This is a genomic window from uncultured Campylobacter sp. (assembly GCF_938045405.1).
Lineage (GTDB): Bacteria > Campylobacterota > Campylobacteria > Campylobacterales > Campylobacteraceae > Campylobacter_B.
Genome location: NZ_CALIMW010000129.1, coordinates 1 through 24,127 on the forward strand (window position 1 = coordinate 1; position 24,127 = coordinate 24,127).

A 24,127-nucleotide genomic window follows, 5' to 3' on the forward strand; every position below is an offset into this window, starting at 1 on the left:
TCTCGCACTCCATGGACGTAGCGCAAAACGGGCATTATTTCCTCCGCGCGGCAAATGCTAACTATAAACGCGCCGACGGCAAAAATGTCCGCACCGTGCGCGACGTCATCGTCGAGGTCGATAGAGACGGCAACGTCGTGGATGATTTTAGGCTGTATGAAATTCTCGATCCGTACCGCGACATCGTGCTAAAAACTCTCGATCAGGGCGCGGTGTGTCTAAACATCGACGCTAGCAAGGCAGGCCATACCGCAAGCTCGGACGAGCTAGCCGCGATGGATACGAACGAAAAATGGGGCGACATCGTAGGCTCGGGCCCTGGACGTAACTGGGCTCACGTAAATAGCGTGGATTATGATCCGAGCGACGATAGTATCATCATCTCCAGCCGTCACCAAGATGCCGTCATCAAGATCGGCCGCGACAAAAAGATCAAGTGGATAATGGGCGCGCACAAGGGCTGGAAGGATCAGTTTAAGGGCTACTTACTTCAGCCTGTGGATAAAGACGGCAAAAAAATAGTCTGCGAGGACGAGTACTCAAAATGCCCGGGATATGAGAGCGAAACGGGCGGATTTGACTGGCAGTGGACGCAGCACACGGCTTTCCGAATCGATAGCAAGTCTAAAAAAGGGCTCGTCTATTTAACCGTCTTTGATAACGGCGACACCCGCGGTATGGAGCAGCCTGCGATGGCGGGTATGAAATACTCCCGCGCGGTCGTTTATAAAATCGATGAAAAAGCCAAAACGGTCGAGCAGGTCTGGGAGTACGGCAAACAGCGCGGCAGCGAGTGGTACAGCTCGGTTACTTCGCTAGCGCAGTATCAAGACGACCTTGATAGCGTGATGGTTTACTCCGCGGTCGCGGGCATGCAGTTTGACATCGCCAAAGGTCGCCCCGTCGGCGTGCCTAGCCCTCACATCAACGAGTTTGAGTGGGGCGCAAAAGAGCCGTCAATCGAAATCAAAATGACCAACGCGATGGGCTATCAGGCGTTTCCGTTTAGCGTAGAAAAGGCGTTTGAGAAATAAAATTTAAAATTTAGCGGTCGTGTTTCGAGCGCGGCCGCTTTTGTTTTAGATTATGGTCAAATTCTACACATCTACTCGATAGAATTTCATCCGAATTTGCTAAATTTTATCCCTCGGTACGGCAAAATTTAGCCGAAAACATAGCTCTTTATTCTAGATAAAATTTAATCATCGGATTTGCGATTTCGCGCTCTGCTTTTGCTATAATTTCGCTCTGCTAAAATTAATAAGCGTTATTTCGGTATAGACGAGGTAGCGCACGGTTTGGATGAAATTTGCATCCCGCTTGAGGGCGGGGGACGACGGGTATGAGGTTAATGCGCCCAAAGGATATCCGTGCGGCAAGGCGGCGCAGCAAAGGAGAAATAGTGGAAAAATCTAGAAAAAGGAACTCAAAAAGCTCGCGGCGTAGCGGCAGCGAGATCTGTTTGAAAAGAGCCTGTCTATGAATAGGGCGGAGTTTGAGGGGCTATTTAAGTTCTTGGGCTAGAGCTTGGCGCATCGCGACTGCGACGGCACGCATAGGCTCATACTGGATTTTGCGAGCTCGCCGCGTGCCGAATGAGGTGGCGGTTTTGGACTTTTGCGAGCAAAACGGCGGATATTGCGACCGCGAAGTTCTAAACAATGTGCAAAATTGCTTCGAATTTTAAGGGGCTATGTGCAGAAAGACATGGTTTTGCAAGCATCGTTTCAAAAAGGCGGTGCGTAAAATTTAGTAAAATTTTAGCGGCGCGAGGGCTCAAAAGTAGGGCTAAAGCAGCGTTTGCGGTGCGAACTGCCGCCGTGCAATAAGCACAAAGCCCACCGCGCCAAACACGCGGGCCTTTTGTAGAATTAATGCTCTAGTTTTTAAATTTGACGCAAAAGGCGGGCAACTCGCCGTCAAAATGGCAATTAAAGCGTGGTGTGACGGGGCTTGTATGGACTTAAGAGCGGTATTGCTCGCTTAATTTAACGATACAAGACGGCGCGGAGACCTGGAGTTTGCCCCCTTAAATTTTATTGCGGTAGCCATCAGGCGGACAGAGATATGCTATGGACGTTTTCATTGAGCGAGCTTGCCGCAGACGCTTTGCTGTGCGACAAGCAGGTTGATTGCAAGATTAGGAGAACTCGCACGAAGCGCTTTTGCGCGAGAGGACTTTGCTGCGGTGCCGACGTAAATTTTACCCGCGCGGCGTTTAAGTTTAACTCAAAATCTCCCCAACGAAAAATAGCGCCGACATCGCAAACGTGCTGAGCGCGACGACCTTTAGCTGTCCGTCAAAGTCGCGACATTCCCTCACTTTTAAGACGAAAAAGAAATGCCAAATAAGAGGCACGAAGCTAATTACGTAGAGCAGTCTCACGCCCGGTTCGCCGCGTAAAAACGAGTAGCAGAGCATTAGCCCCGCTCCGCCGGCAATTAGCGCGTAGTGGTAGCGCTTAGCCGCACGCAGCCCGATACGAACGGGGATCGTGCGCTTGCCCTTGAGCGCGTCGTTTTGCACGTCGCGCATATTATTTAAATTTAGCACCGCCGCGCTTAGCATCCCGCACGCGCACGCAGGCAGCAGCAGCAGCGCATCGAGCGAACGCGCGTATAAAAAGTACGAGCCCAGCACGCTTAGTAGTCCAAAAAACAAAAACACGAAAACGTCGCCGAGCCCCAGGTATCCGTATGCGCCGGCTCCCACGGTGTAGCGGATCGCCGCGTATATCGACGCGCCGCCCAGCGCCAAAAATAGAGCCACGAGATAAAACCGCTCGCCAAACGCCAAAACGCTTAGCGCGAGGCTGCAAAGCGCCGAAAGCAGCCCCGTAGCGACGATGACGCACTTCATCTGCTCGGCGCTCATCTGCCCAGTTTGGATCGCGCGGCGCGGCCCCAGTCTGCCCTCGTCATCGGTGCCTTTTACCGCGTCGCCGTAGTCGTTAGCATAGTCGCTGAGTACCTGAAACAGAAGCGTCGTAAGCAGCGCCAGCGCGAAAATATCCGCTCTAAACGCGCCCGCACCGTATGCCGCACCGCTACCGAGCAGTACGCCCGAGACGCTAAGAGGTAGCGATCTAAGGCGAGCTGATGCGTAAAGAGCCTTTGCGGTTATCATTTTTTGCCTTTTGTTGATTTTTAGAGCCGAATTTACGGCGAACTCGAGATAAAATTTAGCGGAAAAACGCCAAAAATATTATAAATTTAGACTATTAGTAGAGTAAATTTTATTTAAATTCGCCTTTTTAATATAAATAGCGGTAAAATAGAGCCAAAAATTTTAGGAATTGTGATGAAAAAAGTTCTTACCGTTCAAGATATATCCTGCGTGGGCAAGGTTTCGCTGACCGTCGCCTTGCCGATACTAAGCGCGATGGGGATGAGCACGAGCGTGATCCCTACGGCGGTTTTATCGATGCATACGGGCTTTTCTGGCTACACCTTTTGCGATCTAAGCTCTCAAATACGCGCGATCATGGCGCACTGGAAAGACCGCGGAGTGGTGTTTGACGGCATCTACACGGGCTTTTTGGGCTCGGCGGCACAGATCGAGATTATGGGTGAGCTATTTGCGAGCTTCGGCGGCGCGGGCAAGACCATTTTGGTCGATCCTTGTATGGGCGATAACGGCGTGTTTTATCCGGGCTTTAACGAGGATTTTGCCCGTATGATGGCGCTTCTGTGCGCCAAGGCCGACGTCATCACGCCCAATATCACTGAGGCCTGCGCGATTACAGGCGTGCCGTACCGAGAGGACGCAGATAGGGATTTTATCATGGATCTGCTTGCAAGGCTTCGAGAACTGGGCGCTAGACAGGTTATTTTAAAGGGCATCGGCTACATCGCCGATCAGTGCGGGGTTTTCAGCTACGATGCGCGCACGGGCAGGACGAACGAGTATTTTCACGAGCTGCTGCCGGTTAAATTTAACGGTACCGGCGATATTTTCGCCGCCGTAGCCTTCGGCGCAATAATGCGCGGTAAGTCGCTGGAAACGGCGGTTCGAGTCGCTGCGGACTTCGTCGTCAGCACGATCAAAGAGACGATGAGCGACGAGGAGCGCAAGGACTACGAAGGGGTCGATTTCGAAGCGATAATTCCCGAGCTGGTGAGGAAAATCTAAGTTCTAGACGGATTTGGAACTCGCCGCGCGGACAGAGGATTTGTGGTAGAGCTTTAAAATTTTACCGCAAAAGGAAATTCCTAAATTTTATCTGCGGCGTGAAATTTTAAAATTTTCAAAATTTATGTGTCGTGTGGGGCATGGAATTCTATAGGCGACGTGTAATTTTAGAATTCATGCATTGCACGGGCTTATAATTTTATATCCTGCATAAAATTTTAAAATTTGCACCGACGTAAAGATGCGAAATTTGTCGTTAGCACGGAATTATAAACGCAAGGCTACAGCGAATTTATCTGCTTGCGAGTTTGAGCTGCATTTTGAAATTTCGTACAAAATCTGCTTAAAATTTTATTCCTGCGAGTCGTGCGCCATGCACTTATAAAATAATCTCAAAATTTATGAGCAATTTAGATTAAAATCCGTATCGATGTCGCGCAGTTATGGTTTTTTGGTATAGAATTTACGCGATGGTTTATGGCACGAATTTTATTTGAAATTTCGCTTTAAAAATCTAAAATTTGCGCAGTGAAATTCTATCTGCAGCGGAAAGCTACCGCGTGAAATTTTGCGGCTGCTGCGTTTTGTGATATAGGCAAAATGCGCACCGAGCGTGAAATTTTAAAGCAAATATTGTGAAAAATTCTATTATTTATCGCGTAGCGGTAGAATTTTACTGCGCGAAATCAAGCAGAATTCCGCGCATAAGTCTATAGCCGAAATTTACGCCGTGGCGAATGAGCTTACTCGCACAAAAGGGTGCTAGCGCAAAATTCCATAGCCGAAATTTCCTGGGCAGAGCTTTACTTTGTAAATTTTAAAACTAAATTCCACTTCGAGTATTAAAATTCTAAGTTTACTTAGCGGGTGAGATTTAAGTGATAAATTCCACCCGCTGCGCAAATAGCAAGCGCTTTAAATTTCATTCCACAGGCGCTTTGCTTTGCAAAAATCGCACGAGCGTCTCGTATTCGTCGGGCTGCAACCCCGAGTTTTGTATCATCGTCTCGACCACGCTAGGCCAGACATTGACGTTGAACTCATCGTATCCGTGTAGCGCGTGACAGCTACCGCAGCGCTCCTTGAATAGATTTTCTCCCGCGTCGTAAATTTTAGCCGCATCGTCCGTCACGGCAAGCTTCGCAACGTAGCCGTCGATAGTGACGTTCGCCCATTCGTTATCGTAGTCGTCCTTCACGGTCTTTAGTGTCTTTAGGCTCTTTGCGTTTTGCGCTTGCAAATCCTGCTCCAAAATCCCAAGCCTCGCGTAGCTTACGTTGCTTCCCTCGGGCACGAAGCCCGCGTATCGCACTTGCACGTAGTCCTTGCCGTCCTTTAGCACTTGCAGCTTCGCGCCTACGTGCAGCTTGGCGATCTCCTTGCCGCCCGCTTTGTTTAGAAGCGGGGTTTGAGCCGCGACGAAAAGATCCGTCGCGCCCAAATGGCAAGCTGCCGCGAGTAAAAACGCCGCTAGCGCTTTGGATAAAATTTTACCTCGCTTGGACGCGCAAATTTTATCCGTTTCGCATGAAATTTTCTCCGCGCTAAATGATGAAATTTCACTCGCGCCCGGCGATGAAATTTGACCCCGTTCGCTCGCGTAAATTTTAAAATTTTGTCTCATCGCTAGCTCCTTTTGCCGAATTTCGGCTGTGAAAATACTGCAAGCGGCGGAAGCTCGCCTTCAAATTTCTCGATCTGCACCAGCGCGGTGGCTTGGTTGCCGCACGCAAGCTTCGAGCTGGGCTCGTTGGGCACCAGCACGTTTGCGTTGCCGTGTACGCACATATCGCCGCTATCGCTAAAGAGCGGATCCCACCAGCCGCCTTCTTGCATCCGCACGACGCTTTGCTTTACGTTTTCGGTGACGATGAGCCCTGCAAGCGCGGCGCCGCGATCGTTGAAAACCCTAACTACGTCGCCGTTTTTAAGTCCTCTTGCTTCGGCATCTTTTGGGTGCATCCACACGGGCTCGCGACCGTCAATTTCTTCTAAGCTTCGTAGCCAAGTGTTGTTTAGCTGCCCGTGCAGGCGGTATTTCGGATGCGGGGTTATTAAATTTAGCGGATACTTTTGCGTCTTTTGCGCGTTCCCCAGCCACTCCATCGGCTCCATCCATGTGGGATGCGCAGGGCAGTCGTCCAGCGCCGCTTTAGCGATCTTTTTCGAGACGACCTCGATCCTTCCAGACGGCGTTCCGAGGCGATTTATGATAGGATTTTTTCTAAATTCCTCCATCGCTACGTATTCGTAGGCGTGCTTTGGAATTTCAAATTTCACGAAGCCCTTTTTCCAAAACTCCTCAAATTCCGGCATCTTTATCTTTGATGCGTCCGCTTTTTTCTTCGAAGCGTCGTAAAACTGCCTGATCCACTCCATCTCGCTCTTGCCCTCGCTAAACGCCATATACTCCTTCTCGCCGAACTGCTTTAGAATTTCGCAGTAAATTTTATAGTCGTTTTGCGCCTGCTCGTAAGGCTCGGCAATCTTATGCATAGCGATTATAAATTTATTCGTATGCGATTTGGTTATGTCGTCGCGCTCCTGCTCGGTAGTGGCGGGCAGAACGATGTCTGCCATACGCGCGCTCGCCGTCCAGAAGCACTCTTGGACTATGAAGGTGTCGAGCTTTTCAAACGTGCGCGCGAGCAAATTCGTATCAGGGTGGTGCAGATACGGGTTGCCGCCCGCCCAGTAGGCAAGCTTGATGTCGGGATAGGTTATCTTTTTGCAGTTAAAATCTATCTCCTTGCCCGGATTGTTGATACAATCGACGATGCGCGAGACGGGGATTGCGATGTTGTCGCGGTTTTTCCACTCGCCCTCGCTAGCAGGCACGATACTCATGCTGCCTAAGCCCGGGAAAGCCGAGGAGGTAGTCGCCGCGCCGCTTGAGAGGCTTAGCGCGCTTCCTACTGGAGCTGCGGGGCTAGGGCAGCCGCCGTCGCTGTAATGATAGCCAAAGCCGTATCCGCCGCCCGCAAGCCCGATCTGGCCCACGAAAGCGGCAAGCACCGTCGCCATCCAGTGAAACTGCTCGCCGTGATGAGCGCGCTGCGGACCCCAGCCGCACATTATCATAGTGCGCTTGCTGCCTAAAATTTTAGCTAAGCCTTTGATCTCATCCTCGCTCACGCCGCAAATTTTAGACGCCCACGCCGCATCTTTTTTGAGCCCATCTTCGCTTTCGCCTCTAAGATAGGCTTTAAATTCCTCCGCGCCGTGAGTGTATTTTTTAAGAAATTTCTCATCTGCAAGCCCTTGCGCCATCATCTCATAACATATCGCCATCATCATCGCAACGTCGGTGGTAGGGTTGATCGAAATGTGCTCGGAGCCTAAAAATTTAGCGGTGTTGTTATATACGGGATCGATCGTGATAACTTTTACGCCGCGCTTTTGCATCTGCTCTTTTAGCTTTGCGAAATACAAATAGCTCTCGTGATCGGGCACGGCCCATGCGATCTGATTGGTATTGATCGGATCGGCACCCCAGATAAGCACCACTTCGCTATGCTTTAGGATCGTAGGCCACGCGGTTTGCAAGGCGTTGGCTTCGTCCGTTCCGCTGATGTGCGGGGTTATCGCGCTTATACAGTGGCACGAGTAGTTAAGTTTTCTCGTAGTGTAGCCGCCGATAATATTTAGCATGCGACCGAGCAGGGTTTGTGGGTTATTTACGCTGCCGACGCTGTACCAGCCGTAGCTGCCGCCGTAAATCGAGCTCGCGCCGTGGTCTTTAAGTACGCGCTTTAGCTCGTCCGCTACGAGTTTATACGCCTCATCCCAGCTAATCTCGATCCACTCGTCCTTGCCGCGCATGCTTTTGTCGCTCTGCCAACCTTTTTCTAGATAGCCTTTTCGCACGCATGGTCGCGCGATGCGCGTAGCATCGTATGTGCGCGCCGCAAGCCCCTGAGTAAGGCTGATCGGGAAAAAATCTAGCTCACTCTCGCTTAAAACGCCTTCAAATTTGCCGTTTCGCCTAAGAGCCCTAACCGCGCCGAAATGCGAGGCGGTGATCGGCGCATCCTCGCTATTCATCAGATCGTCGCTGATGACGCTAGTAGCGTTTGCACTCGCCGCACCTGCCGCACTCGCGGCAACGCCTTTTAAAAATTCTCGTCTTTTCATTTTCTCTCCTTTAATGTGAAATGAATGAAAGATTTATGGAATTTTAGCATTAAAAATTGCGAATTTTTCGGCCTTAAAACGAAATTTTAAGTTATAGAGCGAAATTTTATTTTTCTATTTTTAAATAGAGCTAAGATTTTCGCGGCTTATAAAAGCTTAAATTATAAATTAAGTTTTTAAAATAATTTTACTTTAAAAACTAGCTTTTTAAATTTCGCACATCGACTCTTAAAAATTTTAGAATTTTTGAGTATATCAAGAGCTCGTCGGTATTAGGCGCTATAAAATTTCATAGCGCCAGTAAGTCATAGATTGAAAATTAGATATTGATGCGATTGCCGTACGCAGGCTGTAAAACATGGCAATCGTATATTTTTGCGCTTATTTAAAAAAAAGAGGGGGGGGGTATACTTCTGCGGAATTTTAAAAGCAAAGAAAACAATAAAATTTAATGCCATTAAATGATAGTATGCCATTAAATGACAGTATCTGACAACGAAAAGTGAAATAATACGAAAAATTTTAAGGAGGAAGAAATGAAAAAAATCATTTTAGCTTTGGCTTTTTTAAGCTATTTTATGTTTGCCGAAGAGGTAAAAGAGCTTACGGATGAGCAAATAAATACATTGGTAAAGGTCTGCGAAAGCGGTAAAGATTTCACGAATGAAAATGGAACCGTGAAGTATGAGGAAGCCTGCGCTACTCTCGGTATGATATATGAAAATATCCTTGTATTAGGCGATCTCGGTGTAAAGCAAGATTTGGCAAAAGCCTTTAAATTTTATAAAAAAGCGTGCGACGGCGGCTATGCTCGTGGCTGCTTTGGATTAGGAGGGTTTTATTTTGAAGGAAAAGAGGTAACAAAAGATGATAAAAAAGCTCTCGAGTTCTTTAAAAAGGCATGCGATATGGGCGATAAAGAGAGCTGCACTTTGGCGGCTGTTATGGACGGTGATAACGCGAATTTAGCAAAGGCGTCCGAGCAACATAAGAAAGATTGCGATAGCAAGGGCGATATACTCGCTTGCGGGTTATTTGCCTTATTTATGGAGGGAAAGGATAATAAAGAAGCGGCGAAATACTATAAAAAGGCCTGCGAGCTTGGCAAAAATATCTCGGATCCCGCATTGCAAAATAACCCCGCATTTAACGATGGAATAAAGCAATTTTGCAGCAGACCTGCTGAGCTTGAAGCGCAAAATTTAAGAGCTGTGCAGGACGTAATTGAAGCGAAAATCGCCGAAGAGTATAGAATATCTTGCGATTCTGAAGGGAACTGGGTATCTTGCGCGATATACGCCTCTAATATAGAGAGCGACGATCAAAGAGCGGCGATGAGATACTACGACAAGGCGTGCAAATTGGGCAAAAAAATCATAAGTATCGATTCCAACAAGATACTGCAAAAATCTTGCGAAAAAGCTGCCCGCTGAGGTGATTTTAAATTTATATGAGGAGTTGTAATGAAAAAGATAATTTTAACTTTAGTGCTGTTAGGCTATGCAGCGTTCGGCGGTTTGGGAACTAAAATAGATGAAATCATCTGCGAAGCAGGACACGCCGACTCCTGCGCCTCCTCCGCCGCATCATATCTGGAAGAAGCCGAGCGATCAGATAATCTGACGCCCGAGATTAGTCTAGGCAAGGCTGCAGAATTCCTCGGCAAAGCTTGCGCAGGCAAGCATAAAGAGAGTTGCTTGCAGCTTGGCATGATGTATCAAGAGGGAAAGGGCGCCAAACAAGATATGGCGCAAGCTGTACAGCTTTATAAAAAGAGCTGCGATGGCATAGGCGGAGAATGGGAGGCTTGCGGATTGTATGCAGAGTATCAAATCGGCATAGAAGAAATGCAGGAGGCGGCACTCTATTACGAAAAAGCCTGCAGACTCGGCGACTGGGCGCGTCTTGGTACGACGGACGAAAAAGTAGGAGATATCGTAAATCATTTATGTGAAGCGTCCGAATCACTAAAATCGTTCCGACCTAAAGAGTCTGCGGCGCAAAGACTTCTACGCGATGCCGCACGACCTTAATTATGTGGCAAAGCTATAAGACGAGTGCTTTGCTAGGCGTAATTTTCACAATATATCACTCATCACCGCTTGCATAATCGTGAGTATTTTGAAATTTAACGGCATAAATTTAAAGCCGTTTGATTAACTTCTGCGAAGCATTTAGTGAGATTATGGAATTTTAAAATTTAAATTAAGAAGGACGGCATAGTCGTGAAATTTAAATATGAGCGTCGGGCGCAAAATAGCCGCGGAGTGGATCGGCTAGCTCCGCTAAAAGCGCTATATAAAGGGTAAATTTAAAACGGAGCTTTGCCGAATTAAATTTACCCGATTTGCCTCTCTATGAAATTTATTCGCCCAGGAAGTATTTCAGATCCGCCTGCGCGTCGCCGCTGATTAGGCGAAGGCCGAAATTTTGCACCAAAAAGCCCAAAATTTCGTCGTTGAAAAACTCAGGCACCGTAGGTCCCACGTTGATATTCTTAACGCCCAGGCTAAGCAGCGCAAGCAGGATGATGACCGCCTTTTGCTCCATCCACATCAGCACGATCGAGACCGGCAGGTCGTTTACCGCGATGCCCGTAGCCTCGCTAAGCGCCAGGGCGATCTTGACCGCGCCATTGCTGTCGTTGCACTGACCTAGATCGATATAGCGCGGAAGCTCGGTGCCGGGCACGGTTCCAAAATCCACGTCGTTGAAGCGGAATTTGCCGCAGCTAGAGGTCAAAATCACGCAGTCCTTCGGCAGGCTAAGCGCTAGCTCGCGGTAATACTCGCGTCCTTTGCCCGGCGCGTCGCAGCCCGCGATGACGAAAAAGCGGCGGATTTTGCCAGATTTGATCGCGTCTAAAATTTGCGGCGCAAGGCTCAAAATCGTCTTGTAGTGTCCGCCCGTCACCAAGCTCTCGTCGCTGTCCATGCTCACGTCGCCGCACGCAAGCGCGCACTCGATGAGCGGCGTAAAATCGTCGTTTTGGATATGTTTGATGCCGTCGGTGCCCGCGATAGAGTAGCCAAACAGCCTGTCTGCGTAGCTACAGGATGAGCGAAGCGGCACGATGCAGTTCGTGGTCATCAAAATCGCGCCTTTAAATTCGTTAAAAAGCTTGGTCTGATCGAACCATGCCTTGCCGACGTTGCCTTTTAGATGCGGATACTTGCGAAGCTCCGGATAGCCATGCGCAGGAAGCATCTCGGAGTGGGTGTAAATATTGATGCCCTTGCCCTCGGTCGCTTTTAGCAGCGCCTCAAGAGCGTGCAGGTTGTGGCCGCTAACCAAAATCGCCTTGCCCTCGACTTTGTTTTGGCTAACTTTAACAGGGGTCGGTACGCCGAATTTTGCAGTATGCGCCTCGCTTAAAATATCCATCATCTGCACGCCCGCGCTTCCGACGGCCATTAGCTGCGCGATATGCTCGTCAAAGTTGAAATTTGAGTTCGTCAGCGTGAAATACAGCGTGTCCGCCATAACGGTATCGACCGCGCTAGTATCGGCGCCGAGCTCATGCGCGTGGTGGCGGTAGGCGCTAAGCCCCTTAAGCCCGAAGGTCATCGTATCTTGCAGCCGCGCGAGCGTAGAGCCCTTGCCGCAGGTGCCTTTGCTTTGGCCTTTCGCGCCGCAGCCCTCGGGCGCGCTCATTTGGCACTGATGACAGAACATCTCTAGATTGTCGCTCATAGAAATCCTTTATAAAAAATTTAATTGGTAATTTTAAGATTTTATTTAGGCAAAAAAATTGATTATAATCAAGAAATGGCTAAATTTTATCAAATTTATTTACAAAATGAGAATTTTAAATTTTATAAATTGCTTCAATTCCACTCGTAGCAGCAATACGACTACTTAAATTTAGATATAATGCACGGAATTTCAAAAAACGGATAAGTAATGAAAGAGGAGTTAAAATGGTTAGCGAGCAAGGTTTCTAAATTATATAAAAGCGGTAGTCCAAAAACGTTATGAAAATTCTACATGCGAGTGATCTACATTTCGATAAAGCTAAATTTGATCGAATTTTAAGCTTAGAATTTGACATTTGTTGCATAAGCGGCGATCTGATAGACACAAACCAAAAAGATATCGTAGGACAAAAAGCGTGGGTGAAGCGGTGGTTAGAAAATTTTAAAAAGCCTATCTTTGTATGTAGCGGAAATCATGACGTGAGTGAGTCTGGCGACGTTTCTTGGATACGAGCGTCTAATATTTATGCGGATGGCGATATTAAGACGCTTGAGGGTATTAAATTTGGCTGCGCCCCTTATCTCTGCGCGGATATTTTGGATTTTGCAGAGTGCGACGTGCTACTTACGCATATTCCGCCCGCACATACGCAAACGTCCATAGAGCGCGGCAGAGATTTTGGTGATAAAGAGCTTTTTCGAGTGCTAAAGCACGGACTTTTAAAAGCAAAAATAATCTTTTGCGGACACGTGCATAATCCGCTTTTAGATATTGATAAAATCGGCGATTGCACGATTTATAATTCAAGTCTGAAGCTTAATATTTTAGAAATTTGAGTTAAATTTATAAAATTTTAGTAGCTGAATTCTATAAAATATAATTTAGCGCGATAAATTAATTGTATTTCGCGGCTCTACTCGCATATCGGCAGCACGTCTTTTGTCCACAGCCAAGCAAGCAAATTTAGCTTTTTGTCATAATTTCTTTCAATAATCTAAAATCACTTTCACTAAATCCGTAAATTTCTACTTCACATTCTTTTTCTGCGCCTAAATTTTGTTTGAAAAAGCGTTTATATTCGCTGATCACCTCACGCTTATCTAGCCCACCCGCTCCGCATCCCATCAGAGGCAGAGCTATTTTTATATGCTTGCTTTGATCTTGCAAGATTATTTCTTGCAAATTATTTAAAATTTGCGCTATAATAGCTAAGCTCGGCTTTTTAGACTTTGATCTATCAGCGTAATTTATAATGGCTGCATGCAATACGAATGGAAAGTTTGCGTGATTTGAGGCGGTTTTGACGACATCACCTTGCCTTATCTCTCTTATTTTTAGTTGTTCTTGCATGTATTTTTCTAGCGCCTCACCGCAATGCCTCTTAAAAGCCATAGACACACCGCTTGCCAAGCAGCATCGCCGTATTTGAAGGATTTATCAGATAATCCGCTTGTGCGTCCAATAAATCGCCAAATTTTATCTTTATTTCATATGAAATTTTCATTTTATCTCTTCTAAATACCTTTCTATCTCATCTTTTATCGTATCGGCTAACTCCTTTGGTTCTAGCACTTTGATAAACGGAATGAAGTAGTAAATAAGCGGCTTTATCTCCATTAAATTAGTAAATTCTATATAGATTACGACCGAGCCATCGGCATCAAGTCCTGTTATGCTTTGCTTAGCGTAGGGTTTTCTCTCGAAATATTTCTTTATCTGCGGAGCTAAAAGCGCTCTAGCGGTATTTGGCTTATCTAGCGTTGCCCAGGCGGAGTTTATATTTTTAATCCTCTCCTCTATTTTGGCGTCTAATTTAAATTTCTCCTCAAGAATTCTAATATTTGTGATGCTTTTTAAGTGGAATTTCTTAAAGGTATCGTTTTTATTCGTATCTAAAAATAGCAAATACCAAAATCCGTCAAACATCGCTAGTTTTAGCGGCTTTATCTTAAATTTAAAACCGGCGTATTCGCACTGCACCAAGCTTCTCTCTTTGATAGCGTTTTCAAGCAGTTCGAAATTTATAAAGTCATCTTCACTTAATTTTTCGCTGCTTATATTTGTTAAAATCGGATGATTTAGCCGGTTTGTGATCTGTTCTAGCAAAACGTGAGCCTTTGAGTAAAAATTTGCGCCCATCGTTTTTGAGATATTATCGAGGATATTTATGACGGTGCGCTCTTCCTGATCTAAGCCATCTTTGATTTTAGTTTTATCTATGCTCCACATCCTGCCGTTTCTTACAGCTCCATTTTTCGCTAGCACCTCGTAAAGGTCTCTTTGGATAGTTTTGGTACAAACTCCAAATTTTTCCGCGAGCTCGGAGATGGAATGGGGTTTTCTGCTAATTAAGGTGGCTATTTCGTTTATGCGTTCGTATTTGCCACTACCGGATTGCGAGATTATTTTTTGCGGTTTTTGCATCTAGGCTCCTTTTATATTATTTTATCTAAAAATAAAGGGATAATATCAGCTAAGGATTGCTCTTAATCCTTCAAGTCCGCCTGCCTTTATCGCCATACCTCTATACGCGCTTACGTGAGTATCTAGCGGGTTTATGCGGATTAGATAAGAACGCTTAAATCTTTTTGCCATCCTTTCTCCGTAAATCCTGATCGTAGGCACCGCAAGACCTGCTCCGATCTCAATTATGGCTATTTTGGAGTTCATATTGTGACTAAGCCACGTATCATACTTTTTGCGCTGCGCCCAAGCTCTTTTGTGATTAAATTCGTGATCATAAAACATAAGGATATTTGGGCGGCTCACGCATCCGCATTCAGGACAAACGGGCATCTTTGTAACGATAAATCTATCCTCATCCACTTCGACATTATTTTCGTCCATATTCCATATATTTCCGTCATCGCTATGAATACACTGCGCGTGATGTATGGAGCCATGGATCTCGTAAATTTTATCCTTGTCAAAGCCGGCTTTTTCAAAATGCCCGTCTACGTTTGAAGTGTAGATAAAATAGTTTTCGCCTTTTGCTTCGCAAAGATTTTTTAGTAGGGTAAAACCCTCGTGAGGCTGGGTTGCGTTATAGAGCTTTAGCCTGTGTCCGTAAAACGCCCAAGCTAGCTCAGGGCTGCTAAAAAACCACTGCGGATTTGCCATCTCGGTAAAGCTTAAATTTTTATCCTTTAAAGGCGGGTAGGCTTTCCAAAATCCAAGATCGCCTCTAAAATCAGGCAGTCCGCTATCTACGCCCATGCCTGCTCCTGCGGTTATGATGACGGCATCGGCGTTTTCGACGATCTCTTTTGCGCGAAGGATTGTTGATTGCATGATGGCTTCCATTTTAGTACATTTAAAATTTATATCACTTTTTGTTGCTTTAGATGGTTTATTTCATCTGTCATATCTTCAAATTTGATTACCATCTGTACCATTTCATCTGCAAATTTTTCTGCCGAATAGTCATCGAGAATCATAGCTTTTACGAAATCACCTTTACCGATACTTAAATATCGACCCGTAGCCCACCACTTGTTATATCCTTCAGGGTTATATTTGGCGATATGCTGTTTTAGGGCGCTAATGTTTTCTTCTTCTATAACCCATCTAAACCCAGCCCATGCTCCTATAAAATTCAGTTCTTGAAACTCTATACCGAAAAACATATCATCGTTGCTCTTCGTTTCCAACTCTTTTTGTAAATTTTAATAGGTTTAAAATATCTTTTCTTGAAATCCGCCTGCTCTACTCTTATCTCGTTGATATCCCAATCTCCTTTTAATTTATCCAGTATAATCCCTCTCGCCTTTAACAAAAAGCTAACCAAGGCTTTTATCCTGGCTTTTTCAAAAGCATTTTCTACTATTTCACAAACCATTTTATAGTTTTCTTTTTCTAAAATTATCTTACTAATTTCATTTGCATCCATCTGCACTCCTTTATATTTTCCATAAATTTTTTCGATGACATTTTTGTATTGCGATATCACAGCGGACAAATTGGTTAAATTTCCCGTTTCTTCAAGGCATAGATCAAGCCACGCAGTTATCTCTTTATCGTATGAAATCGCCTTAAATTTAGCGATTTCATCGCCCTTTTCGTTTGAAATTCTGCCGTCTTTGATTTTTAGTCCGTCTAGGCTATAGCCGGTAGGCTCGCGCCCTTGCGGTGATAAAAACAGCACGTAAATTTCAGCTTCATTGCCGTTTTCTTGTTGGATAGTTTTTATATATCTTTTAATCTGAGCCTCTTGATCGCCGGCATAAATTTTATTTTCTAAAATAATATGCTTCGTGCCGTCAGTTATGTAGATATCGATATTCTCGTATTCTTTATAGACTTTTGCGATTTGCGAATTTAGCCCAAAATCCTCTAGCCCGCATGCTTTTATAAAAAGCTCCAAAAATAACTCTTTTTGATAATGCGGCGAGTTCGGATCGAGTAGCTAGCAGATAAAGCGCGAGTGCAACCGCACTTCGTCGCTAGCGTCAAAAAGCGCCAAAAATAGATTGTAGTCATTATTGCCGCGCAGCTTTTTCACTTCTAGCTTATCGCTTAAGACTTTGATTTGCTTTAGCATAGATTCAAATTTCTCTATATCCATATCTCCTCCTTTAAAATTTTAAAGCATTATAGCAGACAAACTAGGCATTTTTTGTCTTAGTGCACAGCCTCATAAAGTTTTTCTAAAATTTTAACCATTGCTAGCGTATCGAGCTTACAATATTCTAGCAGAGCCTGCTTATAAGCTTCGCGCTCTGTTTCTTTCATAAAAGTCATAGCGGCGTATGCTTGCATAGCTTCGCATCCGTGATGGATTAAATTTAAATCCTTATACGCCAATTCTAATTCGGGCACGAGTGCGGGCAGGACGTATTTTATGGAGTAGCTACCTTTCATTTTCGGATGGTAGTAGCTTTTGCTTGCAAAGGGTGCCATGATGTCTTTTATATTGTCGTGGATAGCCATAAGCTCGTTTGAGATTTGCGGATAAGCTTCCGCCATGCGTCTTATCACTCCTTTTTCAAAGCTCATATTATAGGCTAGCACGCAGGCATCCTGCGAGATAAATTTGATTAAATTTAGCGCTAATTCGTATCTAGGATCGGCCCCCGGTTCTGCTAAAAACTCGAAATGCTGTAAATTTCCCTTGCCGTCGTCTTTGTGGATTGAAAACTGAAAAGGTATCTGCTCGTAAGGCCTAAGCCCGATAAATTGCGGCACCGCCTGCTGAAAGGTCTCAAAGTCGAGGTGATAGAGCGGGTAGCGGAGCGTATCCAAAAACTCTTTTATTGCATCTTTGTCTATGATCTGTTCTTGCGAGATTTCTGATTTTATTTGGATCTGCTGTGAGGCGTTAAATTTACTTAGATCTTTTATATCGTTAAATTTAACCACGCCGCTTTTATAAAGCTCAAATTTCTTATCGCTTCTTAGGCGAGATATGTCAAAGATACTATACTCCGGTATGCCTCATTGCTCGCGCCAGCAGTACTCCCAAGCGTCGCAAAGATATGGGTTTGAGCAATGAACGCCTATATCAATGCTTGGCTCATTATTTTGGCTTAAAATCTCATCAAATTTATTTAAAATTTTAGGAATATCTCGCTGCTTTTGCTTCACTTGCTCGGTTATGTCCTGCACGCAAAATAGCTTTTCAAGCTCTAGCGTTTCGTCTCTTGTGTAGGTGCTATCGATGTGGATTATATTTACGCGGCTCACCTCGTGGCCAAGCGAGCTAATGACGTAATACTGAATGGCCGCATCGTCGATATATACGTCTTTTACGGAAGTCGAACTCTTTACTTCGTTGATGATAAGCCCATCCACGCCTATGCGAAGGATATCAACCATCACAAGGATGCCGTCAAAGCAAAAAGTGGCCTCGTAGATCACCTTTGTGCCGCGCTTGATAAGCTCTTTTGTTTTTGCTATTTGTGCGTCAAAATCGCCGCTAAATTCTATCCTTTCTCCACTGCTAAATAGCTCACAGGCTAGCCCGCCTACTGATGTTCTGGTATCAAATACCGCCTGTGCATTCTCACACAGAGCTTGCAAAACTTCAGGCTTTTTCTTTTTAAGCCACAAGCTCTTTTCACACTGAAGACCACGGATATAGAGGGATTTAGAGAGGGTCATTTATATGCCTTTTGCGATTTTGTATGCTTTATCTATTATGGATTGTAGTGGGTCCTGCTCTGGTAGATTTGGATCAAATACCTCTCCTATTCGCCCCTCATCTATCATCCAGCAATATTTATCATCATCGGTTTTTATAAAGCTAATTTTGTTGTCGCCTATTGAAGCATAAGGATTTTCACCATAGGACTTTGCCCATTTATAACCCAATTTTTCATTGGATAAATTTGGGAATTGCCTTTGTAACATTATAAATAAAGAGAAAGCGTAATATTCTACGTGATAGCTATTTGTAAATTTTCCTCTTAAAACCCTAATCGTGTAGTCATATGCCAATATCCAAAAGTTACTGCATTCTTTTAAAATTTCAGGATACTTTATAAAATAATACCCCCAGTACTTGTTATCATCAAACTCCTCTATGATATCTTGCAAGCCTCTGTGGTCATCCAGTAAATTTTTTAGAAATCTCCTTTTTTCTTTATCATAAAATACGTCTCGCCAGTTGTCGTCTTTGCTACGAGGGTTATTGTTAAAATTACAAAATGTAAAGTAGCCGCTATTACCGTGCTCGGGCAAATAATCGCCTTTCGTCAGTAGTGCCCTTTGAAATAAAAAGTTTTCCCTATCCTCTTTAAAAATCTCATCAAATTTCTTATAGTATCTTTCAAATTCTTTTATATCATCTTTTGCAAAATCTATAAGAAATGTCAAATTTGAGCCAAGATACCAATGCTTTTCAGTTTCATTAATGGCGGCGATCCACCTTTCATCGCTTTGTATTAGCTTTAGCTTCTTTTTCTCTTGCCATTTGTAAAATTCGATCGTCTTAAAGCTTTCCGGTTGTTTGTCGTCAAAACTTTCTAGCAGCTCAAAAATATCTTTATTCTTACATTTTTCGCAAATTTCGTTGATAAATTCAAAAACTTGCCTTAGTTTTAAAATACTGTCAATATTGAAATCTTTTGCAATATTTGTGGTTATTCTTTCGTACTTTTTATAAAACTCTCCGCCAATTCCTCTTGCTCCAAATTTTATCAAAAACATAGATAGCGCAAAAAATTTAGCCCTTGTTTCATAAGTAATATCTTTGCTGGTATCGGTAAAATTTTTAAGTGGCTCATCATTTGCAACTTCACACAACTCATCTAAAATTTTTATTACATTATTTACATTATTTACATTATTTTTATTACTGCTAAAAAAGTCTAATGTGTCTAGTGTATCAAACTCATCAAAATTAAAATCTTTTGCCTCTTTTGTATCTTTTATACTAAGAATAGTAAAATTCGAAGCTACACGGTTAAAAAATGCCATATAGCGCTTATCAACATTACTTAAACCTATCTCATCTTTATCGCCGCTATTTAAATTCCAAAATAAATCAAGCCACTGATTATCTAGCTTTGTTTTTATATCTTGGGATAGTTCTTTCTCAAATTCCGCCTTAAAATTTTCAAATTCGCTTAAAGGCTTTCCTCTCGCATTCATCTTTATGTATAGATCATCTGTTAGCCCAAAATCTTTAAGTTCGAGAAAACTAAATTTTATATTTTCAAGCTTATCGTAAAATTTAGCGTCTTTAAATTTATGATGTATCTCATCTATCATCACAAGCATAGATTTTACGGTCGGGTCATTTTCCCAAAACGGCATAAACCAGTTACTATCTTTTATATATGTAGAAATTTTTTCTTTGCTAAAGTCAATATCATAGTCTACTAGCTTTTCGCAAAATTCCCTAGAGCTACTTCTGGTTTCGTATGTAAACCTTCTTAAATATTCGCACTCTTTATCTTCCTTTTTTGCAAAGTATAAGTGCAACAAAAAAAGAGTAGTGAGGCGCTGTTGGCCATCGATCGGTATAAATTTATCATCCTCTATGCTGCCATAAATAAAATCTAGAAATAAACTCTCGTCACTTTTAAGCCTATTCAAAATTTCATCCAAAAATTTGTTTCTGATATCAGCCGCTTTATTGTCCATCCTTCCCTGCGCATAATCTCTTTGGATGATAGGTATTGAAATTTTTAACTTCCGTGCGGTTGGCATGTAAACCTTTGAAACTGCTTTAGTCAAAATATCTTTAAATCCGGTACTATTTTCCATTTTTTTTCTCCCAGAAATTCTTTTAGAGTGTTGATTATTGAGTTTTTATAATCGCCTTGGTCTTGTTCGCTCCAAAAATATATGTTAGACGGATCGTCGCTGTAATATTTTAAAAATACATTTTTTGTGCATATTGGTATAAATTCGCCGTTTTTATCCATTTCTATGATCTTTGCGCGTTTCTCGATAAACGGACCATTGCTTAAAGAGCTATTATTTTCTGTCGATAACAAGGCTAAATTTTCTATCCCGTGCATATTTACCATATTGCCAAATTTATTTAAAATTTCTATTTGAAGCGTATTAAAGTTATCGCTTTTATCGTCTTTTATAAAATCGCTAATTTTATTCTTAAGCTCTTTATCGTTAGAATTATCTTCGTCATTAATATATTTATTTACATTAGTAAGCCATTCATTCTGAGCCTTTTTATCCTTCAATCCTTTATTATTTTGGGCATGTATATGCTCTAAACTCCATTTTTTACCATTATATTCGTTGAATGAAAATCTAGTGTAGGAACCTTTGCTATTTAAAATAGTAGCAATGTTAAAAAGCAGTAATATATTTTCTAATGGCTTTCTATCATCAATATAATTTAGCTCATCAATATTATCTATTTTAACCTTCTCTTTTATTTTATCCATTAAAAAATATTTAAAATCACTTTTTGTCTTATCTTTTGTTTCTTTATATATGCCTTCAATACTTAATATATTGGATGCCACCAGAAATCCTATTAAATGATAATATTGAGTATCTTTAAACCAAAATTTAAATGTCAAAAATATCTTTTTTATATCAGTCCATAAATAAGATAATTTATCTTCATCTTTTGCCTTATTTGCAAAATACCTATATATCACGTATCGATCTAGCTCTGAGTTTTTTACTCCAGATAAAATTTCAAATAATAGCTCTATTCTGGTCGGATAGTCGTTTTTTGTTAAAAATTTAAAAAACTCATCATCTTGCAGGGCGTATTCTATTTCATCCCACTCTTTAGATATCTCTATTTGTTTGGTGATAACTTCGTTTTTACTCCACCCCTTTGGAAAATTTCTAACATTTAAAAATAACGCTTTAATAAGCTCTGCATTTGTAAGTGGAATTTTACCACTGTTTAGCCTAGTAAATATTTTAACTTCATCTTCATCCTTTTCAACTTCGTACCATATAAATTCTATATGCTTTTCATTTTCCGAATTCGTAAAAATTTCGAGTATCTTTCTTTTTGTGGTTTGATTTTTGCTTATTTTATCTTTAAGCCATTTATCTATTGTCTTATAAGCTTGATACATATAGAAATAGTCTATATTCTTATCACTATCCTCTTGCGTTTCTGCGATGTTTTCTAAAAACTTTTGACTGTCTCTCCTTGTTTCGTAGCTAATTGTATAAATTTCATTTATGCCGTTTTCCTCCTCTAAAAGATTTTTTAGATATTTTAAAATAATAAAAATCGTAGTAAGCCTTTGCTGGCCATCTATGATGTTGTATTGATTGGCACTAACTTTTTTAACGACCAATGGCTGTAAACAATAAAATTTTCCACTACTGCCATCTTGAATAAATTCAAGCAAATCATCTAGCAGATCGGTAACGTTTATTTCGTCCCAACGATAACCCCTTTGATATGAGGGCACTATGAAATTTGCTTTTTCATCTATTATTTTTCTAACTGATTTTTGAGATAGCATATTTTCTCCTTTTTTAACAAAATATAATTATAATATAAATATGGTAGAATATAGGCACGAGCGAGCTAAAACCCTATCCTTTTTACTTTCTTTTCATTTTTTAAAGTCACTTCCCGTTCTAATCTCTCATAAAAATCATCGCTGTTTTTAACCCTTTTAAATTTAGCCTGTCTTCGCACGCTCGCAAAATCTCCTGGCGCCAAAAAGCTTAAATCCGAAATTCTTGCAGCTACGTTTTCGTCAAATTTTATCCTTAATGATGCGCACTCCTTTTTGAATAAATTTAACGCTTGATTTGGTAATAAATATCCAAACTCAAGCTTTAAATCAAATCTTCTAAGACTTGCTTTATCGAGATTATCGATCAAATTCGTCGTAGCGATAAAGATGCCGCTAAAGCTCTCCATCTGCACTAGCATTTCATTTACTTGAGTTACCTCCCAGCTTCTAGCAGCTAGGCTTCTATCTTGTAAAAAGCTATCGACTTCATCAAATACGAGCACTGCTTTTTTGCTACCAGCCTCTTTAAAAGCCTCGGCTATATTTTTCTCGGTTCCGCCGACCCACATAGATAAAAGCTCGCTTCCTTTTTTGATGATTATTGGCTTTCTTAGACTTTTGGCGATAAATTTAGCATAGGCGCTCTTCCCAGTTCCTGGAACTCCGTAAAGGCAAATCCTAGCGCTTTTGCTCTCTTTTATGCCCTGCATTAGCTCGTTTAGGTCGCAGCTTGAGTTTACGAAATTTGGATCATAGCTGCTAGGCAGATCATCTTTTAATCTCTCTTTTTTCTTGTCCTTTTCTAGCGCGCCGTAGCCTTGTGCTTTTAAAGTATTGCTTATCACGCGCTCAAAAGCCTTGTTTTTATCTCTTAGACTTAAACTTGAAACGACTAAGCTTGCGTTGCTAACGATTGCGGGCGCAATAAATTTATTTTTTGCAAGTTTATTGATTAGCTTATTATCTATCAAATTTACGCTATATTCTTTGATGATCCTCGCTCTTACGTTTTTATTAGGCACTCCAAGCTTTATGGCTAGATTAAAACGTCTAATGACGGCCTCGTCCATGCTATAAATATTATTCGTAATCCAAATAGTAGGTACTTCATTGGTTTCAAGAGCTCTATTTATAAAGGCTTTGCCATATTGCCTTTTCTCATCGTTATTTATGTTAAATACATCCTCAGCCTCATCATACATCAGCAAATTTGAACCTGCTTGCAAGATATTTTGCGCGAGGCAATAAGATTTTATTCTTTGGGCTTCATTATCGTATCCGCTTTCGTCTCCATAAGCAACCTCATAGAGCTTTAAATTTAATTCTTTTGCTAAAACCTTGCTAAGCTCGGTCTTGCCTGTACCTGCAGGGCCGTATAAAAGTACGTTTACGCCTTTTTGTCTTTTGCGGATAGCATTTTTTAAAAAAGAGATTAAAATTTGCGCATCATCTTTAATATGAGCATAATTTTTAAGAGTTAAATTTGTATTGCTACAAGGTTTTATGGTGCTTGCGAAAATTTCGTCTATGCTTTCGCATTTAACAAATAAAGCGCCTATGAAGTCGTTATTTATCACGTCAATTTTTGATCTTAAATTGCGTCCGTAGATATCTAATTTTATAAGTGAAGTTTTAGCAAAAATTCCATCTTTTTTAAAAGCTTTTTGCACGTCAATAAAGCTTAAATTTAATATCTGCGATATGGCTTTTGCAGCCTGCCTATCGTTTAAATTTTCTGTCAGCTCACAAGCGTCCGAAACGATTTCGTAATTAAACATAATCGCGACGAACCTCAAAATAGCCTTTTCGGTATTGTTTAAACCTAAATTTGCTTGAAGCAAATTTAAATTATATTCGAGCTCTTTTAACTCGCATGAAATTTTACTTTTCTCAAGAACAGCAAGTTTATCTTTTAGGGTTTTAATATCTTGCTGGGTTGGCTCGTCCGAATTAATCTCTAAAAATTCCAAAAGGTTGCCATATTTGGATTTTAGAAATTCTCTTTGTCCTCCAGCACAAAATATCGCTCTGAGTATCCAAAGACTGGCAAGGTCATATATCTCGCTATCTACGAATAAATTTCTGTTTTTCATTAGTGCCTCCTTGTTTATTTGGAGGTATTTTACTATGTAAAGAGGACGGATTTATGTCCACATTAATGTAAATATATGCTTTGTATGTGAATTTTATATCATTTTTGCAACACAAACGAGTTTTTAATACAGCTTGCGTTTTAGATAATTTATTTTTAGCAGAA

At 42.2% G+C, this 24,127-nt stretch carries 21 protein-coding genes and 1 pseudogene; 6 read left to right on the plus strand and 16 right to left on the minus strand.

Going from position 1 to position 24,127, the window contains the following annotated elements; genetic code table 11:
* Both Q0140_RS04875 and Q0140_RS04880 read left to right on the plus strand, forming a co-directional pair.
* Nucleotides 1–1,034 (plus strand): aryl-sulfate sulfotransferase (locus Q0140_RS04875; RefSeq protein ID WP_297962428.1); only part of this gene is annotated, 1,034 nt, incomplete at its 5' end.
* Between the two features lie 461 nt (nt 1,035–1,495).
* Nucleotides 1,496–1,687 (plus strand): hypothetical protein, encoded by a 192-nt coding sequence (locus Q0140_RS04880; protein WP_297962430.1) that lies wholly within the window; start codon nt 1,496–1,498, stop codon nt 1,685–1,687.
* Between the two features lie 537 nt (nt 1,688–2,224).
* On the opposite strand, the gene menA is transcribed toward Q0140_RS04880, so the two are convergent.
* On the minus strand, nt 2,225–3,127 hold the full coding sequence (gene menA / locus Q0140_RS04885; protein WP_297962432.1) for a 1,4-dihydroxy-2-naphthoate octaprenyltransferase: 903 nt from the start codon (nt 3,125–3,127) through the stop codon (nt 2,225–2,227).
* 174 nt (nt 3,128–3,301) lie between these two features.
* On the opposite strand from menA, the gene Q0140_RS04890 reads away from it, so the two are divergent.
* Nucleotides 3,302–4,132, plus strand: a complete 831-nt coding sequence (locus Q0140_RS04890) for a pyridoxamine kinase (RefSeq protein WP_297962434.1) — start codon at nt 3,302–3,304, stop codon at nt 4,130–4,132.
* A 922-nt stretch (nt 4,133–5,054) separates the two neighbouring features.
* Here the strand turns inward: Q0140_RS04890 and Q0140_RS04895 are convergent.
* Complete coding sequence (locus Q0140_RS04895) at nt 5,055–5,756, minus strand: hypothetical protein (protein ID WP_297962436.1); 702 nt, start codon at nt 5,754–5,756, stop codon at nt 5,055–5,057.
* Between the two features lie 2 nt (nt 5,757–5,758).
* A complete protein-coding gene (locus Q0140_RS04900) occupies nt 5,759–8,266 on the minus strand; it encodes a molybdopterin-dependent oxidoreductase (RefSeq protein WP_297962438.1) in 2,508 nt (835 codons plus the stop codon).
* A gap of 536 nt (nt 8,267–8,802) precedes the next feature.
* Between Q0140_RS04900 and Q0140_RS04905 the strand changes: the two genes are divergently transcribed.
* On the plus strand, nt 8,803–9,699 hold the full coding sequence (locus tag Q0140_RS04905; protein WP_297962440.1) for a tetratricopeptide repeat protein: 897 nt from the start codon (nt 8,803–8,805) through the stop codon (nt 9,697–9,699).
* 30 nt (nt 9,700–9,729) lie between these two features.
* A complete protein-coding gene (locus Q0140_RS04910) occupies nt 9,730–10,299 on the plus strand; it encodes a hypothetical protein (RefSeq protein ID WP_297962452.1) in 570 nt (189 codons plus the stop codon).
* 331 nt (nt 10,300–10,630) lie between these two features.
* Here Q0140_RS04910 and hcp read toward each other — a convergent pair whose 3' ends face one another.
* Entirely contained in the window at nt 10,631–11,959 is a 1,329-nt protein-coding gene (hcp, locus tag Q0140_RS04915; protein WP_297962454.1) for a hydroxylamine reductase, read from the minus strand.
* 281 nt (nt 11,960–12,240) lie between these two features.
* On the opposite strand from hcp, the gene Q0140_RS04920 reads away from it, so the two are divergent.
* Nucleotides 12,241–12,798 carry a metallophosphoesterase gene (locus Q0140_RS04920; RefSeq protein WP_297962456.1) on the plus strand — a complete coding sequence of 186 codons (558 nt, stop codon included), beginning with the start codon at nt 12,241–12,243 and terminating at the stop codon, nt 12,796–12,798.
* Between the two features lie 127 nt (nt 12,799–12,925).
* Here the strand turns inward: Q0140_RS04920 and Q0140_RS04925 are convergent, their stop codons facing one another.
* From Q0140_RS04925 to Q0140_RS04975, 12 genes and pseudogenes are all read right to left on the minus strand, one after another.
* Nucleotides 12,926–13,354, minus strand: coding sequence for a macro domain-containing protein (locus Q0140_RS04925; protein WP_297962458.1), 429 nt, complete (start codon nt 13,352–13,354; stop codon nt 12,926–12,928).
* Nucleotides 13,344–13,466: a hypothetical protein gene (locus tag Q0140_RS04930; RefSeq protein WP_297962460.1), complete on the minus strand. Its 123-nt coding sequence runs from the start codon at nt 13,464–13,466 to the stop codon at nt 13,344–13,346. Before Q0140_RS04930 ends, Q0140_RS04925 begins: the two co-directional genes overlap by 11 nt.
* The gene (locus Q0140_RS04935) at nt 13,463–14,386 is read right to left on the minus strand and encodes a WYL domain-containing protein (protein WP_297962462.1); all 924 of its coding nucleotides are present in this window, start codon (nt 14,384–14,386) and stop codon (nt 13,463–13,465) included. Before Q0140_RS04935 ends, Q0140_RS04930 begins: the two co-directional genes overlap by 4 nt.
* Before the next feature lie 45 nt (nt 14,387–14,431).
* A complete protein-coding gene (locus Q0140_RS04940) occupies nt 14,432–15,253 on the minus strand; it encodes a Sir2 family NAD-dependent protein deacetylase (protein WP_297962464.1) in 822 nt (273 codons plus the stop codon).
* A gap of 29 nt (nt 15,254–15,282) precedes the next feature.
* Nucleotides 15,283–15,588: a hypothetical protein gene (locus Q0140_RS04945; RefSeq protein WP_297962466.1), complete on the minus strand. Its 306-nt coding sequence runs from the start codon at nt 15,586–15,588 to the stop codon at nt 15,283–15,285.
* Nucleotides 15,573–16,355, minus strand: a pseudogene (locus tag Q0140_RS04950) (PD-(D/E)XK nuclease family protein); the annotation flags it as partial. The pseudogene Q0140_RS04950 and the gene Q0140_RS04945, both read right to left, overlap by 16 nt.
* 12 nt (nt 16,356–16,367) lie before the next feature.
* Nucleotides 16,368–16,526, minus strand: a complete 159-nt coding sequence (locus tag Q0140_RS04955) for a hypothetical protein (RefSeq protein ID WP_297962468.1) — start codon at nt 16,524–16,526, stop codon at nt 16,368–16,370.
* 56 nt (nt 16,527–16,582) lie between these two features.
* Nucleotides 16,583–17,320: a DUF2779 domain-containing protein gene (locus tag Q0140_RS12625; RefSeq protein ID WP_366112841.1), complete on the minus strand. Its 738-nt coding sequence runs from the start codon at nt 17,318–17,320 to the stop codon at nt 16,583–16,585.
* A 75-nt stretch (nt 17,321–17,395) separates the two neighbouring features.
* Nucleotides 17,396–18,061 carry a hypothetical protein gene (locus tag Q0140_RS12630; protein ID WP_366112842.1) on the minus strand — a complete coding sequence of 222 codons (666 nt, stop codon included), beginning with the start codon at nt 18,059–18,061 and terminating at the stop codon, nt 17,396–17,398.
* On the minus strand, nt 18,062–20,170 hold the full coding sequence (locus tag Q0140_RS04965) for a DUF262 domain-containing protein (protein ID WP_297962470.1): 2,109 nt from the start codon (nt 20,168–20,170) through the stop codon (nt 18,062–18,064).
* Complete coding sequence (locus Q0140_RS04970; RefSeq protein WP_297962472.1) at nt 20,137–21,870, minus strand: DUF262 domain-containing protein; 1,734 nt, start codon at nt 21,868–21,870, stop codon at nt 20,137–20,139. Before Q0140_RS04970 ends, Q0140_RS04965 begins: the two co-directional genes overlap by 34 nt.
* 65 nt (nt 21,871–21,935) lie before the next feature.
* Nucleotides 21,936–23,963, minus strand: a complete 2,028-nt coding sequence (locus Q0140_RS04975; protein WP_297962474.1) for an ATP-binding protein — start codon at nt 23,961–23,963, stop codon at nt 21,936–21,938.
* Nucleotides 23,964–24,127: the final 164 nt, after the last annotated feature.

Excerpts from the sequence above, each read along its gene's own strand:
- Q0140_RS04925 (WP_297962458.1), bottom strand. The coding sequence starts at position 13,354 with ATGGCTTTTAAGAGGCATTGCGGTGAGGCGCTAGAAAAATACATGCAA.
- Q0140_RS04930 (WP_297962460.1), bottom strand. The coding sequence starts at position 13,466 with ATGAAAATTTCATATGAAATAAAGATAAAATTTGGCGATTTATTGGAC.
- Q0140_RS04895 (WP_297962436.1), bottom strand. The coding sequence starts at position 5,756 with ATGAGACAAAATTTTAAAATTTACGCGAGCGAACGGGGTCAAATTTCA.
- Q0140_RS04910 (WP_297962452.1), top strand. The coding sequence starts at position 9,730 with ATGAAAAAGATAATTTTAACTTTAGTGCTGTTAGGCTATGCAGCGTTC.
- hcp (WP_297962454.1), bottom strand. The coding sequence starts at position 11,959 with ATGAGCGACAATCTAGAGATGTTCTGTCATCAGTGCCAAATGAGCGCG.
- Q0140_RS04920 (WP_297962456.1), top strand. The coding sequence starts at position 12,241 with ATGAAAATTCTACATGCGAGTGATCTACATTTCGATAAAGCTAAATTT.
- Q0140_RS04900 (WP_297962438.1), bottom strand. The coding sequence starts at position 8,266 with ATGAAAAGACGAGAATTTTTAAAAGGCGTTGCCGCGAGTGCGGCAGGT.
- Q0140_RS04935 (WP_297962462.1), bottom strand. The coding sequence starts at position 14,386 with ATGCAAAAACCGCAAAAAATAATCTCGCAATCCGGTAGTGGCAAATAC.
- Q0140_RS12630 (WP_366112842.1), bottom strand. The coding sequence starts at position 18,061 with ATGACCCTCTCTAAATCCCTCTATATCCGTGGTCTTCAGTGTGAAAAG.
- Q0140_RS04965 (WP_297962470.1), bottom strand. The coding sequence starts at position 20,170 with ATGGAAAATAGTACCGGATTTAAAGATATTTTGACTAAAGCAGTTTCA.
- Q0140_RS04945 (WP_297962466.1), bottom strand. The coding sequence starts at position 15,588 with ATGTTTTTCGGTATAGAGTTTCAAGAACTGAATTTTATAGGAGCATGG.
- Q0140_RS04970 (WP_297962472.1), bottom strand. The coding sequence starts at position 21,870 with ATGCTATCTCAAAAATCAGTTAGAAAAATAATAGATGAAAAAGCAAAT.
- Q0140_RS04890 (WP_297962434.1), top strand. The coding sequence starts at position 3,302 with ATGAAAAAAGTTCTTACCGTTCAAGATATATCCTGCGTGGGCAAGGTT.
- Q0140_RS04975 (WP_297962474.1), bottom strand. The coding sequence starts at position 23,963 with ATGAAAAACAGAAATTTATTCGTAGATAGCGAGATATATGACCTTGCC.
- Q0140_RS04955 (WP_297962468.1), bottom strand. The coding sequence starts at position 16,526 with ATGGATATAGAGAAATTTGAATCTATGCTAAAGCAAATCAAAGTCTTA.
- Q0140_RS04905 (WP_297962440.1), top strand. The coding sequence starts at position 8,803 with ATGAAAAAAATCATTTTAGCTTTGGCTTTTTTAAGCTATTTTATGTTT.
- Q0140_RS04940 (WP_297962464.1), bottom strand. The coding sequence starts at position 15,253 with ATGCAATCAACAATCCTTCGCGCAAAAGAGATCGTCGAAAACGCCGAT.
- menA (WP_297962432.1), bottom strand. The coding sequence starts at position 3,127 with ATGATAACCGCAAAGGCTCTTTACGCATCAGCTCGCCTTAGATCGCTA.